This window comes from Streptomyces sp. NPDC001204, from assembly GCF_053598035.1.
This window is the reverse complement of sequence record NZ_JBSFJL010000019.1, coordinates 82,628-97,457: the sequence shown is the minus strand read 5'-3', so window position 1 is coordinate 97,457 and position 14,830 is coordinate 82,628. Positions and strand designations below refer to the sequence as shown.

At 66.4% G+C, this 14,830-nt stretch carries 14 protein-coding genes and 7 pseudogenes; 11 read left to right on the top strand and 10 right to left on the bottom strand.

Annotation, left to right across the window (positions count from 1 at the left end; translation table 11 throughout):
• Positions 1-27: 27 nt before the first annotated feature.
• A pseudogene (locus tag ACWC91_RS24895) lies at positions 28-270 on the bottom strand (transposase family protein); the annotation flags it as partial.
• A gap of 29 nt (positions 271-299) precedes the next feature.
• Between ACWC91_RS24895 and ACWC91_RS24890 the strand changes: the two are divergent.
• The 4 genes and pseudogenes from ACWC91_RS24890 to ACWC91_RS24875 all read left to right on the top strand — a co-directional run.
• Positions 300-986 (top strand): annotated as a pseudogene (locus ACWC91_RS24890) (helix-turn-helix domain-containing protein); the annotation flags it as partial.
• 88 nt (positions 987-1,074) lie between these two features.
• On the top strand, positions 1,075-1,476 hold the full coding sequence (locus ACWC91_RS24885) for a hypothetical protein (RefSeq protein ID WP_450643842.1): 402 nt from the start codon (positions 1,075-1,077) through the stop codon (positions 1,474-1,476).
• Positions 1,477-1,697: 221 nt separating this feature from the next.
• On the top strand, positions 1,698-1,958 hold the full coding sequence (locus ACWC91_RS24880) for a hypothetical protein (RefSeq protein ID WP_450643832.1): 261 nt from the start codon (positions 1,698-1,700) through the stop codon (positions 1,956-1,958).
• A gap of 325 nt (positions 1,959-2,283) precedes the next feature.
• Positions 2,284-3,078 carry a hypothetical protein gene (locus ACWC91_RS24875; RefSeq protein WP_450643831.1) on the top strand — a complete coding sequence of 265 codons (795 nt, stop codon included), beginning with the start codon at positions 2,284-2,286 and terminating at the stop codon, positions 3,076-3,078.
• Between the two features lie 380 nt (positions 3,079-3,458).
• Here ACWC91_RS24875 and ACWC91_RS24870 read toward each other — a convergent pair whose 3' ends face one another.
• Positions 3,459-4,298, bottom strand: a complete 840-nt coding sequence (locus tag ACWC91_RS24870; RefSeq protein ID WP_225080320.1) for a hypothetical protein — start codon at positions 4,296-4,298, stop codon at positions 3,459-3,461.
• A complete protein-coding gene (locus ACWC91_RS24865) occupies positions 4,295-5,029 on the bottom strand; it encodes a MerR family transcriptional regulator (RefSeq protein WP_281156729.1) in 735 nt (244 codons plus the stop codon). Before ACWC91_RS24865 ends, ACWC91_RS24870 begins: the two co-directional genes overlap by 4 nt.
• A gap of 154 nt (positions 5,030-5,183) precedes the next feature.
• Between ACWC91_RS24865 and ACWC91_RS24860 the strand changes: the two are divergent.
• Positions 5,184-5,303 (top strand): annotated as a pseudogene (locus ACWC91_RS24860) (DUF4158 domain-containing protein); the annotation flags it as partial.
• Between the two features lie 5 nt (positions 5,304-5,308).
• Positions 5,309-5,521 carry a hypothetical protein gene (locus ACWC91_RS24855; protein WP_281156730.1) on the top strand — a complete coding sequence of 71 codons (213 nt, stop codon included), beginning with the start codon at positions 5,309-5,311 and terminating at the stop codon, positions 5,519-5,521.
• Positions 5,522-5,564: 43 nt separating this feature from the next.
• Here ACWC91_RS24855 and ACWC91_RS24850 read toward each other — a convergent pair whose 3' ends face one another.
• A complete protein-coding gene (locus ACWC91_RS24850) occupies positions 5,565-5,951 on the bottom strand; it encodes a hypothetical protein (RefSeq protein ID WP_450643201.1) in 387 nt (128 codons plus the stop codon).
• A gap of 182 nt (positions 5,952-6,133) precedes the next feature.
• A pseudogene (locus ACWC91_RS24845) lies at positions 6,134-6,400 on the bottom strand (VOC family protein); the annotation flags it as partial.
• Between the two features lie 330 nt (positions 6,401-6,730).
• Here ACWC91_RS24845 and ACWC91_RS24840 point away from each other — a divergent pair.
• The 4 genes and pseudogenes from ACWC91_RS24840 (at position 6,731) to ACWC91_RS24825 (ending at position 11,509) form a co-directional block, all read left to right on the top strand.
• Positions 6,731-8,287 (top strand): alpha/beta fold hydrolase, encoded by a 1,557-nt coding sequence (locus tag ACWC91_RS24840; protein WP_450643199.1) that lies wholly within the window; start codon positions 6,731-6,733, stop codon positions 8,285-8,287.
• A 1,038-nt stretch (positions 8,288-9,325) separates the two neighbouring features.
• Positions 9,326-10,198 carry a hypothetical protein gene (locus tag ACWC91_RS24835; RefSeq protein ID WP_450643198.1) on the top strand — a complete coding sequence of 291 codons (873 nt, stop codon included), beginning with the start codon at positions 9,326-9,328 and terminating at the stop codon, positions 10,196-10,198.
• 236 nt (positions 10,199-10,434) lie between these two features.
• Positions 10,435-10,584: pseudogene (locus ACWC91_RS24830) on the top strand (transposase domain-containing protein); the annotation flags it as partial.
• A gap of 94 nt (positions 10,585-10,678) precedes the next feature.
• Entirely contained in the window at positions 10,679-11,509 is an 831-nt protein-coding gene (locus tag ACWC91_RS24825; RefSeq protein ID WP_450643202.1) for a hypothetical protein, read from the top strand.
• A 101-nt stretch (positions 11,510-11,610) separates the two neighbouring features.
• Here the strand turns inward: ACWC91_RS24825 and ACWC91_RS24820 are convergent.
• Positions 11,611-11,782: pseudogene (locus ACWC91_RS24820) on the bottom strand (IS630 family transposase); the annotation flags it as partial.
• Here ACWC91_RS24820 and ACWC91_RS24815 point away from each other — a divergent pair.
• Positions 11,767-12,012, top strand: a pseudogene (locus ACWC91_RS24815) (hypothetical protein); the annotation flags it as partial. The pseudogenes ACWC91_RS24820 and ACWC91_RS24815 overlap by 16 nt on opposite strands.
• Positions 12,013-12,090: 78 nt before the next feature.
• Here the strand turns inward: ACWC91_RS24815 and ACWC91_RS24810 are convergent.
• The 4 genes from ACWC91_RS24810 to ACWC91_RS24795 all read right to left on the bottom strand — a co-directional run bounded on the left by ACWC91_RS24810 (position 12,091) and on the right by ACWC91_RS24795 (position 14,789).
• Complete coding sequence (locus ACWC91_RS24810) at positions 12,091-12,315, bottom strand: DUF397 domain-containing protein (RefSeq protein WP_225080326.1); 225 nt, start codon at positions 12,313-12,315, stop codon at positions 12,091-12,093.
• A 283-nt stretch (positions 12,316-12,598) separates the two neighbouring features.
• Positions 12,599-12,841 (bottom strand): hypothetical protein, encoded by a 243-nt coding sequence (locus ACWC91_RS24805; RefSeq protein ID WP_225080327.1) that lies wholly within the window; start codon positions 12,839-12,841, stop codon positions 12,599-12,601.
• A gap of 619 nt (positions 12,842-13,460) precedes the next feature.
• The gene (locus tag ACWC91_RS24800; RefSeq protein WP_225080328.1) at positions 13,461-13,988 is read right to left on the bottom strand and encodes an STM3941 family protein; all 528 of its coding nucleotides are present in this window, start codon (positions 13,986-13,988) and stop codon (positions 13,461-13,463) included.
• Between the two features lie 420 nt (positions 13,989-14,408).
• Positions 14,409-14,789, bottom strand: a complete 381-nt coding sequence (locus ACWC91_RS24795) for a nuclear transport factor 2 family protein (protein ID WP_450643196.1) — start codon at positions 14,787-14,789, stop codon at positions 14,409-14,411.
• Between the last annotated feature and the right edge of the window lie 41 nt (positions 14,790-14,830).

Below are 14,830 nucleotides of genomic sequence, written 5' to 3'. Positions count from 1 at the left end.
GCCGCAGCAAATGAGCCGTTGCCAACCTCAGTTTGAGCAGGTCAGGTGGAGGGTGAGGACGGCTTGGACGAGGCTGGTGATTCGTGTGGCGCTGCGCCGGAGTTTCCGTAGCACGCGCCAGGTCTTCAGGGTGGTCATGGCCTGCTCGCCGAGGGCCCGGATGCGGGCGTGCGCGGCGTTGACCGCGCGTTGACCTGTCGAAAGGCGATCCCACCGGCTGCGGAAGGGCACCCGAATGGCGCTGCCCGCACCTCGGTAACCCTTGTCCGCCTGGGTCTCCGATCACTACGGAGATCCACATGCCGAAGTCCATCCCCACCACCCCGCCGCTTGACCGTGAGGCCAAGCGGCGCCTGGCCGTCATACGCCACGTCGAAGAGGTCACCGGGAACGTCGCGATGTCCTGCCGGTACTTCGGGATCAGCCGGCAGGCGTACTACACGTGGTATCGCCGCTACCAGGCCGAGGGCATCGAGGGCCTGCGCACCCGCTCCAAGGCACCCAGGCCCTCGCCGAACGCGACCCACGCCGAGGTGGTCGGGAAAATCATCTACCTGCGGCAGAACTACCACTTCGGCCCGGAGAAGATCGCCGTGTGCCTCAAGCCGTACCACGACGTCACCATCAGCAAGTTGGGCGTGTGGCGCATCCTCAACCGCCTGGACATGGGCCGCCTACCAGCTTTCCAGCGCTGCAAGCGCCACGACCGCAGATGGAAGCGGTACAAGAAGCAACTGCCTGGCCACCGGTCGCAGATCGACGTGAAATTCATCGGGCTGCTCGCCTCCGCACCCCAGGGCAGGCGCGGCGGGCGCAACCAGTACTACCAGTTCACCTCCATCGACGACTGCATCCGCCTGCGCGTCCTGCGGATCTACCCACAGCTGAACCAGAAGACCGCCATCCAGTTCCTCGACTACGTGCTGCAGCGCCTGCCGGCCGATCCAGTCGAGGTCATCCAGACCGACAACGGCGCCGAGTTTCGACGACACCGAAGACTTCAACGACAAGCTGCGCGTGTGCTCAAAAGCCCCAGGTTCATGCACCGTCCCGTACGACCGCTAACCTCTCGGCGTGACGAGAGAGCAAGGCCCCGAGACTGATCCGATTCGCCGTCGAGCGTGGGTGATGGTCGTGTCCGTCGCATTGCGTGCTCTGCTCGGCCTTGCTGTCTGGGGAGTCATGAGTCTGGCGCTTTGGCACTTCGAAGACGGGGTCGACAGAACGCTCACCTTCGCGGTCCAGGTGTTCGCCGCTGCCCCGATGCTCGGGCTCTACATCGCGGAGCCACCGCGCCGGCGCGTTGGATGTGCCGTCGCTCTCGTGGCCGTGCTCGTGATGGCAGTGCTCGGCTTTGCAGTGCAGGCGTGGCTCTCCCTCACGCACCATGTGGGGTTCCAGGTAGGCGGGATCATCGGGGTACCCGTTGGCGCAGCCCTGTTCGCTTTGATCGTCAGCCGGGCAAAGGCTGCCTGATCGCCCAGCTGGGCTGCCAACCACTCGGTACCTGCTGATGTGGCGGCGAGTGATCGAGCGGCGGGGTCCGCTCGTCGCGGCTGATCCCCTCGATGCGAACCATGGACATGGTGGTCGCTGAGGTCGGTCAGGTACGTCAGCTGGTTGCTTGGGGTTGGCAGCGGTTGGTCCTGGGCTCGGGGGTTGCTGTACTTCCCTGCTGTACAGCAACCAGATGCGCCATGTACAACATCACCATGACGACTCAACCGATGCGGGCCATGTGGTGGGCCGAGATAGCGGTCTTCCTCACCGTCGCCGGTGCGACCCTCACGGCGATTGCTTTCCTGGTGTCGTTGGCAGCCGGAGGCCGCCACGTGACCCTCGACGCCGGGCCGTCGGTTCTGTTGATCGCGCTGTCCATCGGCGTAGGCATCTTCGTGAGCGGCCGATTCAGGGCGTGGGGGTTGCGTCGCAGAGACGTGTGCCACACGCAACCTTGAAACCCGTCGTGGCGCGAGTCACCGTGTGTCTGTAAGCACTTTGGTTGGCTCCGCTGTACAGACCGACCTCGGCGCCATCGCGCGTAAGAAGTCGATCTGGCACCACGCGAAATGACAGTCCCTCTTCTTGCTGGTCAGGTGAGGTTGACCCTGGCGGAATTCTTGATCATGGGGAGTCCACGCGCGTACCTGGTGACGAACCGATGACTCTGCGCATGCTTTTCGTGTAGCCGAGTGCCTATTTGGGCTGGTTGAGACTCTCCAGTTCGCCGCGGACGGGATGGCGTGCAGTGATCGTCCTGCCTACGATCCCAGCATGGCTGGAATGTCGATCATCGTGTGCCTGCCCGGTTCGGCCGTGGGAAGGGTGGACGAGGCGGTCGCGGAGGCGATGATGCCCTTCGCGCGAGACGGTCTGGGCGCCGTGGAACGGGACGTGTGGGACAGCTTTCGGATCTGTGGCGGGTCCATGGGCCTGCCGGTGCTGTCCGACCACGAGGACGACCCGCGGCTGATCGAGGATCGTCCCCGCTGGGACGGCACGCTGGAGCCCGGTCTGCCCGGAATATGCGCGGGTGGGCCGAGGGGGCTGATCGATTTCCGCGATGCCCTCCGAGCGAGGGGCGCCGAGCACGCGGGCCGGGTCTGGGATCGATGGCAGGAGGTAGCTTCCCGCCACCCGGCTGCGGACGACGAGTCGGTGTTCTTTTACCGTCACCTCGCCGCCGCAGGGACCAGGGCCTCGTACGAAACGTCACAGGAGGCCGCCGCCTACCGTGCCCAGCCGGCCGTCCAGGCCTGGGCCGAGGTCGCGCCGACATTGGCCCGGCCGGATATAGCGGACCACTTCTCCTTCGGCTGGGACGCGGTCGGTATCGGCCAACACAGCCGCGAGGAATACGTCGCGACCTACGAGTTCAGCCTCTTGCCTTCGCGCAACGTGCTGACTCTAGGCGGATGGTGGTACGAACTGGACGAAGCACCCCAACATGGCGCATGCCACAGCCACGCCGTTTGCGTCCACGAGCCGGACGTCAACGAGGGGCACCAAGGTGTCCAGTCCTATCTCCTCGCACTGCCCGCCGACACACTGCTAGTCAACGTACGCTGCCACGTCTGACCCGACCGACCGCGCCATGCCCTCCCGCATGCGGCCTTCACCGACGCCGAGTCGGGGCCGACGGCACACCCGGCAAGTGCCTCCGGGGGCTCTCGCAGATCTCTCACAGATGTTCATTTATGAGAATGTCGGGTAGCCACTGCAACCGGGCGGGCGCCCGATCGGAGTGCCTTGCCGGGCGCCAAGTCGCGGCGAAGACCACGGGCGTCCGACCTCCTGCACGTCGCCGTAGTACTGCTCCTGCATGGTGAGTGTGATGGTGGCCAGGGAGCGTCGTTGGGCTGGAGGGGTTGCCAGGAGTCATCGGTTCCGCCGAATTGGTTGACAGAGGGCGAAGTTGTCTCTCGCTCCGCCTGTGCGGTCGGAACCGATCTGTGTGCTCAGGCGGGCTGACGGAGCGCGCCGACCAGTGCGCGCGGGTCGTCTGCGTGGAAGCGGATGGTGTGGGCCTCTTCCGTTGCGCCGAGCGGGCGGGTGAAGGGGAGTGGCCGGTTCAGCTCCAAGGTCACCGAGGTCTGGCTGCCCACGATCAGGTCGAGGACCCCGTCCTCGGAGAGGGTGATCAGGCGGCCCTCGGGGTAGCGCCGGTCGACCCGGACCGAGGCGACCGCGTCCGGCGGTACGGCGAGGTCGAAGAGAGCTCCGTAGCGGATCCGCAGAGAGCCGTCGGGGCGCACGACGTGCGGTCGGGTGACGCAGGCGGCGTGCAGGGCCAGCACGAGGACGACGCCGTACAGGTCGAGTACCAGGATCACCCGGTGGACCGTCGGCCAAGGGATGAGGAAGGCCAGGCCCACCGTCTCGATGACCATCACGAAGAGCAGCCCGTACATCATCGCGGTCTGGGGCCCCGTGTACGCGGCAGCGAGGTCCCCGGGGCGTACCCCGTGCGTGCCGCGCCGAACCCACCGCCCCAGGGATGCGAGGGCGCGCAGCTCGTGGAGGACCAGGCGTCGGACCGTCACCGGCACCGCCTCCTGTACGGCGGCCCGCTGCGCCGCCCGGCGGTCCGCGCCGCGGGCGCGCGCGGCGACGTACAGCGAGCGCAGCACCCAGGCCTCCAGCAGCAGCACCGCGAGCACCAGCGCCTCGGCGCTCGCCAGCGCCCACCCAGGTGGCCGGACCCCGGCCACCAGGCAGGCCGCCATGGCCAGTTCCCCCGGCAGTACGGCGGCTACCGCGACCCGCGCCGCCCGTACGCCCCTTGGTCGGCCGCTCATCCCCGGCCCCTCCCCATGAACGCGTCCATGAGCCGACCCACGACTTCCGCCTGCGCGGGGGTGTACTCGGCGAGCAGCGCCTCCTTGAACCCGGTCACGACCACCCCGCCCTCGGGGATCGCGGCGAACAGCTCCTCGGGGACGGCTGCCATCAGGTCAGCTGCCAGGGGTGCGATCCGCGGATCGTCGGCGGGGGCTTCGGCGAGCGCGTCGAGGCGCTCATACAGTTCGACGACCGCGGGATCGGCGATCAGAGTTCCGAGTAGCGCGAAAATCTCTTGGCTACCGGTGCTGGTGGCGTCCATCAGCGTGAGGTACTCGCGGTCCTTGGTCGCGCTCGGCGAGTCTGTCCTGGGGGCCTGTGCCAGCAGTGCGGCGAGGGCGGGTGAGACGGGCCCGGTCGCGCCGGGCGGCTCGGCGAGCAGGGCGCTGAGCCGGCAGCGGCGCTCCCGGATGTCGGCTTCCTGGCGGGCCAGGTCGGCGTCGAGTTCCTCCAACACCTCGGCCAGTTCGCGCCCGGCATCGTCGGCGAGGGCGTCGCGCACTTCATCGAGGCTGAGGCCGAGTTCGGTGAGCCTGCGCACCCTGGCGAGCAGGACGGCATCTCGGACGCTGTAGGTCCGGTAGCCATTGGGGCGCCGCTCCGGTTCCGGAAGCAGCCCGACATGGTGGTAGTGCCGGATCGCCCGGGTGGTGAGCCCCACGAGCGCGGCGATCTCTCCGATTCGCATGCCGCCAGTAGAAACCCTGCCGTTGCGTCAAGGTCAAGCGCTGAACGTATCGTCGGCGCAAAACGATTCAAGCGCGTCTGCACACCGGAGTGGTACGTCCTCGCCAGCGCACGTATCCGGCAAGAGTCCGCTCCCGCTACCCCTCGTCGTCCTCGTCGAGCACCTGGCCGTACAGCTCGGCTTTCAGGACCCGTCGTGCGTGCAGCGGTACACCGAACGGCTGAAGACGGCGTACGAGCACGCGCGGGAGATCCGGGACGCCTACGGCTACCATCGCTGATGAACCCGGTCAGCCTCCAGGTGCACCTGCGGAAGATCGGCGTTCCTCCGCAGCGCGGCAGGACCTCCGCGATCCGCCACCTCGTCCTGCAGGCCCCGGCCCCCGTCATCGCCAAGGCGCTCGGTTTACCACGACAGGACAGCCACCCGGCTGGTCACCGCGAAGCCGGAGGAACCTGGAGCCGATACGCTCCCGGCGACCACACACGGTGAGTGAGTCTGGGCTCTGGGTTCGCCACTCCGCATGCTCACTGGATCAGTTGTCTGCCGGAAACTCCCCGTCCAGAAGTCGTAGTACCTCCTGCTGCCGCCGGTGGAATCCGGGCAGCAAGGGCTGCACGAAGGCGAGATGCTCCGCTATGGACAAACCCCGGTGAGCGGGGGGCCACGCCGGGTGATTCCGATCAAGGACCTTGTTCACTGAAGCGCAGAACAGGTACACCGTCCCCAGAGCTTCGGAGTCGAAGACAGTCTGTCCGACCGCCACCGAATCGACCGGACCGCACACACCTTCGACCAAGGCGCTCAACACATCAACGGCGACCGCCGGATCACCGCCCGGATCCCACCGGGCATGCATGAGCGCAGCGCGCATGACCTCTGCCAACTCCGTAGCTGAGGGCTCCGTCAGATCACTCTCCATCCCCGCATCGTCCCAACCTGGCCCGCGGAAAACCACCCTGACCAGCTACTCATCGTGACCGATGCCGTGACATCCCAGTGAATACACGACACGTCAACATGCGAGCCCACCAGTCCCGAGGCGGTAGGACTCCAGGACCGACAAAGGAGAGAGCACCGTGCAAGATCACACATCCGACGAAGATCCCAGTCCACGCGCTGGGCCCCCAGCGACATCAGCCGCTCGACTTCGGCGGCCTGGTCGGCCGCATCCCCGGCATACAGGTCCAGATGGATGCGCGGATGCCCCTGAACCGGCGTCTCGCTGAGACCTGGTGCCAGATGCACTCCGGCCCCTTCCGCCGGCAGCACCAGCACCACCCAGTCGTCTTCCATCTCCTCGCGCGGGACGTATCCCAGGGCCTCCATCCAGAACGCGGACGCACGCGGCACATCCGAGACACCCAGCACAACGGAACCGGACCGTCTCCAGAAGACGACGGGCTCGGTAGCCGTTGCGAAAAGAGCAGGTCAGAGAGGTCTCATCACCCCTGCCCCCGCCTATGACCGCGGGAACCTGCGACGGGACCTCGTAAGAAACGTGGAACAGCACGGTTCACACATTCGGCTCAGTCAAGCGGTCACATGAACACGATCTGTGGTGATCTGGTTACACATCGCGAGGCGGATCGGTGAGAGCGCCGCTTGAGGACGGGTCCCGGCGCCAAGGCCGACGATCGCGGCCTCACCCTCGATCCCCACAAGTCCCGTGTCCCGCACGGGCGGAAGCGAAGGCTGGCGATGAACGCTGACCCGACCAGTGATCGAATACCCCGGCGCAGGCTCCGCGGCGCGCTTGCCGTGCTGAGCGCCTGCGGGCTGCTGCTGACCTCGTGCACGGCCACCCACCTGCGGCTGAGCCCGGCCCATCTCCCTGCCGAACCGGAGGCCACCGCCGCCGTCCCGGCGGGTCTGCTGCGCTATTACCAACAGCAGCTGGACTGGAAGCCCTGCCCGGACAAACCAGCCTTCCAGTGCACGACCCTGAAGGCGCCGCTGGACTACGCCCACCCCGACGCGGGCGACATCACTCTGGCGGCCACCCGCAAGCGGGCCACCGGGACCGGCGCGAAGCGGATCGGCTCCCTGCTGTACAACCCCGGTGGTCCAGGCTTCTCGGCCATCACCGGACTGTGGGCCGCCGCTGATGCGTTCTCGCCATCGGTGCGCGCCGCCTACGACCTGGTCGCGGTCGACCCGCGCGGGGTCGGCGACAGCACCCCGGTGGACTGCGACACCGACACGGCCCTGGCCCTCCCCAAGGCTGGTGTGATCAACACCGCCGGGAAACCGGACTTCGAGGGCGAGGACGCGGTGAACGAAAAGATCGCCGATGCGTGCCAACTGCACTCCGGGCGGCTGCTGCCCCACGTCGGCACCCTGGAAGCGGCACGGGACCTGGACCTCATGCGCGCCCTCGTCGGAGACAAACGGCTGCACTTCCTCGGCCTCTCCTACGGCACCTACCTCGGGACCACCTATGCCGAACTCTTCCCCTCCCGTGTGGGCCGCATGGTCCTGGACGGAGCCGTAGACCCCGCCATCGACGGCTACCACCGCTTCCTGGACGCCGCGCACGGACACCAGGTCGCCTGGGAGTCCTTCGCCGCCGACTGCGCCACTCGCACCGACTGCCCCGTCGGCCACTCCGTCGAGGAAGCCAACCGCACCCTCGACTCCCTGGTGGCCGCCCTCGACCAGAACCCGCTCCAGCCAGGCAAGGACGTCACCATCACAGGGCAATCCCTCCTCGCTATTGTCGCGATAGCGCTGCGGGCACCCGCGTGGGAGAACCTGCGCGTGTTGCTGAGCGAGGTGACCCACCGCGTCACCACCGCGCTGAAGAAAGTCTCCGCCGCGGACCAGACAAACTCCGTCGTCAGCGGCTTGGGCCTTACGGCGGTCAACTGCCTCAGCGCCCCACTCGGCCCGCGGTTCACCCCCGCGCAGGCCGAGGCGGCACTCCCCGAGTTCGTCCGTGCCTCACCCCAGTTCGGGGCGTTCTACTCCACTTTCCTCCAAGGGTGCGCGCACTGGCCGATCGGGCCGACCCAGCCCTCGCACCGCATCACCGCACCCGGCACCCCGCCGATCCTGGTCGTCGGCACCACCCGCGACCCGGCCACGCCCTACGTCTGGTCCCAGTCGCTCGCCCGCCAGCTCTCCTCGGGCCGCCTCCTCACTCGGAACGGCGACGGCCACACGGCCTTCTTCCAGGGCAGCACCTGCGTAGACACCGCTATCGACCGCTACCTGCTGAGCGGTCAGCTCCCGCCCGTGGGCACCGTCTGCACCTGACGCAGGGGCAGGAAGCGAGCCTCGAAGATCGAGGCCCATCGGGCCATTGCGGACTCGCCTGAAAGGCGGAGAGTCGGCCGCGTGCCCGATGCCAGGGACCCAGGAGGAACAGCCGCGTCACCGGCACTCCCGCACAGGTCAGAGACTTGCCAGGTCGGCCGTCGTCCACATACGCAGTCTTCCAAACCAGTGCTCCAGGATCCGAGCGCTGCGCTTGATTGGGTCATGAAACTCCAGGCCAAAGTCGTTCCGCCGACCTTACGTTTCGATCTTTCGAAGGAGACTCGCCGCCTCATCACGGCTGACGGGGCCGTCCCCGGACCGTCCGATCATCCCGAGTGCAGCCAGCCCATGAGGTTCGGCGGCTTCCTCCTCTCCATGCGGGAGGGCTACGGCCGGCGTACCTGCCGGACGCTGTGGAGGTGTACCGGCCGAACATGTCTGGCGGCGGTGGGCCGACCAGTCGGATGAGCCTCTGGAGGCCTGCCCGATGCCGGAGCTGTTCCGCTGACATCCAACGCTGGCATCAACGACTGCGGACGGTAGCAAAACACGGCAACCACGTCCGAAACCAGTGCACGAGGCGAGCCCCGACCAGGCCGAGGGCGGACAGAACTCCTCATGCGGTGCTCGCGCACCAGCCTCGTCCCTGGCCGTCCTGGTGCCGCGGAAGGGCGCAGGCGGACGGCTGCGGACCAACGCAGCGAGTGAGAGGCGCAGTTAGCCAAGCAAGGTCAGGCGCATACCCAAGTGCTTCAAGACGCAGAGGGCGTGGGTTCAAACCCCGCCACCCCGACAGAGAAGTACCAGGTCAGGCCCCGGATTCCAGAGATGGAAACCGGGGCTGATGTCCGGGTGGTCCAGAATGCACCCAGTCCAAAAACCGACGGCGCCTGACCCGCCCTGTGACGTCTCTTGATCCGGCTGCGCTCTTGCACCCGGAACCGGATACGCCGGTTCCCTGTTTCCAGGAGGGCTCAAGTGTTGTTCAGACGCGTCGCGCTGGCCGTAGGGATCGTCGTCGCTACCGGTCTACCGATGGCTGGGACCGCCACGGCGGCACAGGGGCCGGCGACCGACCGGATCACCGCCACGGACTATTCCTCCGGCCTGCCCGCCATGGTCTCGCTGGACCCCGTGAGCGGCAAGGTCACCGGGACCTTCGCGCAGAACGCCCTGGACGGCGTCGTCTCTCCAAAGCGGTCAGCCCTGGCGTACATCCAGCGCGACGACACCTGCATTCCCCAGTTCGAGGGCTGCATGTACGCGCGGCACCTCGTGGTCGCCAAGGCCGACGGCAGTGACCAGCGCGTTCTGGTCCGTGGTATCCCGCCCGAGATGAGCGGGACGCCCTACGCCGCGCACCCAGACTGGTCTCCGGACGGCAAGCGGATCGTCTACGACAGCCCACGGGGCTTGGAGTGGATCAACAGCGACGGCACCGGACAGGAGGTGCTCACGAACGGCTACGAGGGCGCCTTCTCGCCCGACGGCAAGAGCATCGCCTTCGTAAGGAACACCGATTACGAGACGGCCGACGGCCGGAAGTCCGGCACCGACGTCTGGGTCATGGATACCGCCAGCCGGCAGGTGCACCAGCTCACCACCGTTCGCGACGTGAGGGACGCCGGCTGGTCCCCCGACGGGCGGCGCATCGTCTACGCCACCCCATACGGCCTGAGCGTCGTCGATGTGGCGACCGGCGCCGTCACCACGCTGCAGAGCAACTGGCCGACCCCGCTCAACGACATCCGGAGCCCCGTCTTCTCGCCCGACGGTACCCGGATCGCCTTCTACGCCGAGGACCTCTTTGGCTACACCTACAGCGCCTACATCGTCGACGCCGACGGAAGGAACATCCGCGTTCTCACGGACCAGGCCATGATCCCCTCCGGCTGGCTGAACAAGTAGCCGCGGCTGGCCGTCTCAAGTGGCGGTCCCCAGAGCGCGCAGTGGGTGCGACGAAGCCCGGCTCCGGCACAGCAGCGAAGTACAGCAACACAGCAACACAGCAACCGACCATGACCGACAGTCACTCTGAGGGACCGCCGGGCGCCTTCTGCAGCCCCCGTTGACCGATCTCTGCAGAGCTACGGATCAGAAGGGTGAAAGGGCGTGGGCATGGAGCCATCCGGCGTCCCGGGACCATGTTCTCAGGCGTCGGGGTGTACTTCGTGCTCACGCTCGCCCTGTTCGAGCATCTGGGCACCGGACTGGTCTGGGGCAAACTCGGGGCCGGACGGGCCGCCCGGGTACCGCGGCCCTCGGAGAAGGCACTTCGCGATCTGCGTCGGCGGGTCGGGGTGGCTGTCCAGCCCCACGCTGACCAGCCAGGTACGCGTTCAATAGCCAGTGGCGCCGACCCGCAGCGTCCCATACGGTCAGTCCGTGGTGATCAAATGGGGCAAGCCGCGCAGGCTCGGAGTACCGGCACCCGAGGCGCGGTTGCGCTTCGAGGCGGAGCGGCGGAAGACCGGGGGTGGGCCGGGCCGCAGGTTGCTCGTGGTCGACGGGGAACCCGCCTTCGAACTCAGCTTCTGGTGCGGATCATGCCCGTTTCTCTTCCGCCGGTTGGAGACCGCCCGACAGACGTTGTCGCTGGAGAGCGTGCAGGAGCGGCTCACCGGATCGCTGGCTGATCCGGACGAGGGCGGCGTCATCGAAGCGTTCGGTGCGTTGCTGCCGGAGGGCGAGTACCTTCCGGTGCTACTCCGCGTGGAGCCCCGTCTGGTCGTCCCCGGCCAGGAAGGCGACTACTTCAGTGACGAGCAGGTGGCCACGTGGGGGCTCGACCAGTTCTGGGGCCTCCCGGAATACCCGCACACGCCGTACTACCGGACCTTCGAGACCACAGTCGACGCGTCCGCTCACCTGTATGAGTTCGTCGTGCCCATGGTTCCCCCGACGTGGAACGTGAGTGATCGCGTTGAGGAGTACATCGAACTCATGGGCCGGGGAACGGTCCCGACGGCTGTGGCGGTCTCAACGCTGGACGTGTGCGAACCCGCTTCCGGCCTGCCAGTCGACCACTACCGGCACTGGGGCCTGGCGCACTTCCTCCTCGACGGCCATCACAAACTGGAGGCAGCGGCCACAACTGGCCGCTCGGTGCAGCTCCTTTCACTCCTGGCCTTGGGGGAGGGCCTGGCCGAATCTGAAGACTGTGGCCGACTGCCTGCCCTGCGTAGTCAACTCCGCTCGGCCCGAGCGACCGGCACCTGAACCAGCACCGAAGAACACACCTGCCGGCCAACCCCGGCGCATACTCGGGCCACCAACCAGACCACTTACCGAGGTTGAACTGGTTGATCTCGTGTCGTTGCTCAGGCGAGTCTGATGGTCAGGCCCGCCTCGGCGAGGCAGCCGTCTATGAGGTCGCTGCGGTACTGGATGCGCCGAAAGCCGCGGCGTGCGCTGGATGAGGTGGTCTGGGGTGGTGAAGACGACGTTGGAGAGCCAGCCGCGTCGCAGGAGGGACCAGATCCGCCCGCAAGGGCGTCGAGACCTCGCAGCGACTCGGACGACACCGGTGGACGATCGAACGCACCATGGCCTGGCTCGCCGGCTCCCGCCGCCTCCACCGCCGCTACGAACGCAAAGCCAGGCACTTCTCCATGCCAGCACCTACCCTGATACACCGTTTTCCGTGGCTGGCCGCTCCCTTTGGCACGGCCGTGGCGCGGATCGGCCTGCTCGCTATGGGTGCACGGGCTGCTGAGGTCTGAGCGCGAACAATACTGACTGAAATCGCGACAATTAACGCGTGAGGCCGGGCCCGGCTGCATGGCTGAACGCGAGATGTCCTAACCGAACTCGCCCTCGCGCACACCGTCTTGGAAGGCTGCCCATTCTTCTGCGGTGAACCGCAGAGGCGGCAGGTCTCGATGGTTCGAGTCACGGACGGCAACAGCTCCGCCACCAAGGTCCGCTACCTCGACGCAGGTGGACGTGTAGGGGCTCTTGCTGCTCTTGGCCCAGCATGCTTGGGTCAGATCGAGTGCGTACAGTTCAGCCTTTTTCGCTTGCATGGGGAAGCTCCGTTTGGCGCTCTATGTATGGGTTCTCCAACCACCCTCACCCCTTTGCTGCAACCTCGCAACTGGCGAGGCAACACTGCGTTTCGCCGCCACCTCAACGCACCACTTGCCCCGCTCCCAGCTCCCCCGCAAACACCTCGACGGGCCCGCAGCGGCCGACACCGCTGGACCATCGAACGCACCATGGCCTGGCCCGCCGGCTGTTGCCAACTCCACCGCCGCCACGAACGCAAAGCCGACCACTTCCTCGCCTTCACCAGCATCGCCTGCACCCTCATCTGCTACCGCAGACTGGCGGCATGCCCGGCACGGTCTTGATCCAGCGGCGTAGCGCCAGGCAAGCCAGCACGGGGCACACCACAAGGGAGCACAGCCAGAGGAACATGGTGGCTGGGGAGATCGCGTAGTACTGCACGCGAGCAGGCAGGAACGCCACCAGCGCCAGGCCCACGACGAGAGCGATCCACGTAGCGATAACGACAAGCACGGCCTTGGATACGATCACTGCAGTGCGCATAGCCGCCCCTCAGGGATGGGGATAGTCAGGTCGTTTCGAACCGCTCGTTTCCCTCATGTGACCTTCGAACGGATGAGAAGACTCCCCCGCTCGTGCGAGTTGGGGTGACCAGACCCCAGTTTGAAAAACGCCGTGCGCGGACGCCGGCTGACCTGCTCAGTCCCTGACCTCGGTCGAAACGCGATCGGCGCTGCTGTTCTCCGTGAGCCCCCGCTGCCTCCCGTCGGGCCGGGTGTGCAACGGGCTAGCGGATAGATGACGTAGGCGATGGCGGCGAGGCCCATGTCCCCAACCTTCTTGAACGCGTTCAAGAAGCTGTCAAGACAGACTCTATCCCGGCTTTTGAACGCGTTCAACCCAAAAGGACTGCTGCTCCGATGGCACTCCGGAGGAGGATCGTGAGCAGTGTGGGCGCATTCACTCCCGGGCGTCGGCCGCGCTCCACAAGCACGCCCTGAGCCGCTGACTGCCATCGGCGGACAGTGTTGAAAACCGTCGCGGCGCGAGTCACGTGGGTTCAAATCCCGCACCCACCACGCAAGTGAACGGCCCCTGATCTGGGGCGCGTTGTCTGAGGTGCGCCGACCTCGGGCGTCTGCTGGTCGGCCAACGGGCGCGCTCAGTGCTGTACTGAGAGTCCGGGGCGGTGGCGCCGCATCGCGTCCAGAACCGCCTCCGGTGGCACCGGCAAGGTGTTTGTGGCCATGTTGGCCGGACCAAAGCCGAGTCGTGCGTTCATGGACGCAGTGCTGCGGACGAGCTTGGATGCTCGAGCCAGATAGGCGTCCGGATCATGCAGTACCAGCTCAATGAACCACTGCGAGGTGTTACGTACCCGCTGCTCGCGTATCCGCACAGCGGCTATCTCGTCCCAGCCGAACCGGCCCAGCCTCACGTGGTCCACTCCGGCGTCGTCCAGCACCAACTCCGGTCGGTCGCGGAGCAGGCGCCGGATGATGATCAACGAGCAGAACCCGAAGAAGGGCACGGCCAGTCCCCCCGCCACAGTCATCGTCACGGTGCTGTGGGCGACCAGGAAAACAATACCCAGAGCGACGAAGACCAGAGAGCCGGCAAGCAAGGCGCACACGCGTCCCTTGGCGAGAGGGTAGACCGTCGGGGGCAGTGGAACGCCTCTTCTGATCATGGGTCAGACGATAGGACCAGAGCCCTCGTCAGCGGAAGCCTTTCCGCAGACCTTCTGGTGCCGTGGCCGTCCCGGCTTGCCCGACACACCGGCGGGATCCTGCTCGCTGAGCTAATAGAAGATCCACTCATCGGATGATGTCACCTTCGGATGTCAAAGACTCCCGACCATGATTGGCTGGAGGTCTTCTCGCTGATGGGACTAACAGGATTTGAACCTGTGGCCTCATCCTTATCAGGTCGATCACACCGGCTCATCAAGGGCGGCTGATCGGTCTTAGGCCTGCAACCGTTCGCCCATTGAGGTTCGTCGCCGATCGGAGGTGTACGCGGTTGTTGGTGTCAGGCGTTGGTGTCATACACCCCGGGTGTTCTTGACAGACAGTACGGCTCCACTCGCCCGGCGATCATGACCCCGTCTCTATTCGCCTGGAACAGGAGTGGCCTGGTGGTAGTACATCCGCCAACCAGAAGCGTCATCCAGCTTTCGCCAGATCGAACTTCTTCGTGCTCGCCGTCCATCGATCGTGGTTTCGTACGTGAGATGCACCAACCCGGGTGCCAAGAAGCTGCCTGTCATGCCCGTGGGTTCATATTTCGGGCCATCCTCGTCCGCACCCTGCATATCCGGCATCGCAGAAAGCATCGCCTCACGGTCCCACCTGCGCCCCGAGGCACCCACCTCTACAAATTCCGGATCGAGAAGTTGATCCGAAAGCGCCCTCGATGTCCGGACGCTGGGACTCATCAGTTGCAAATCTCGCGCGATCGCCTCAGCCACGCTGTCCGTGTCCATGCTCATTGGATCATCATGGCCCAGGTGCCCCTGGGGCTCGCAAGTGG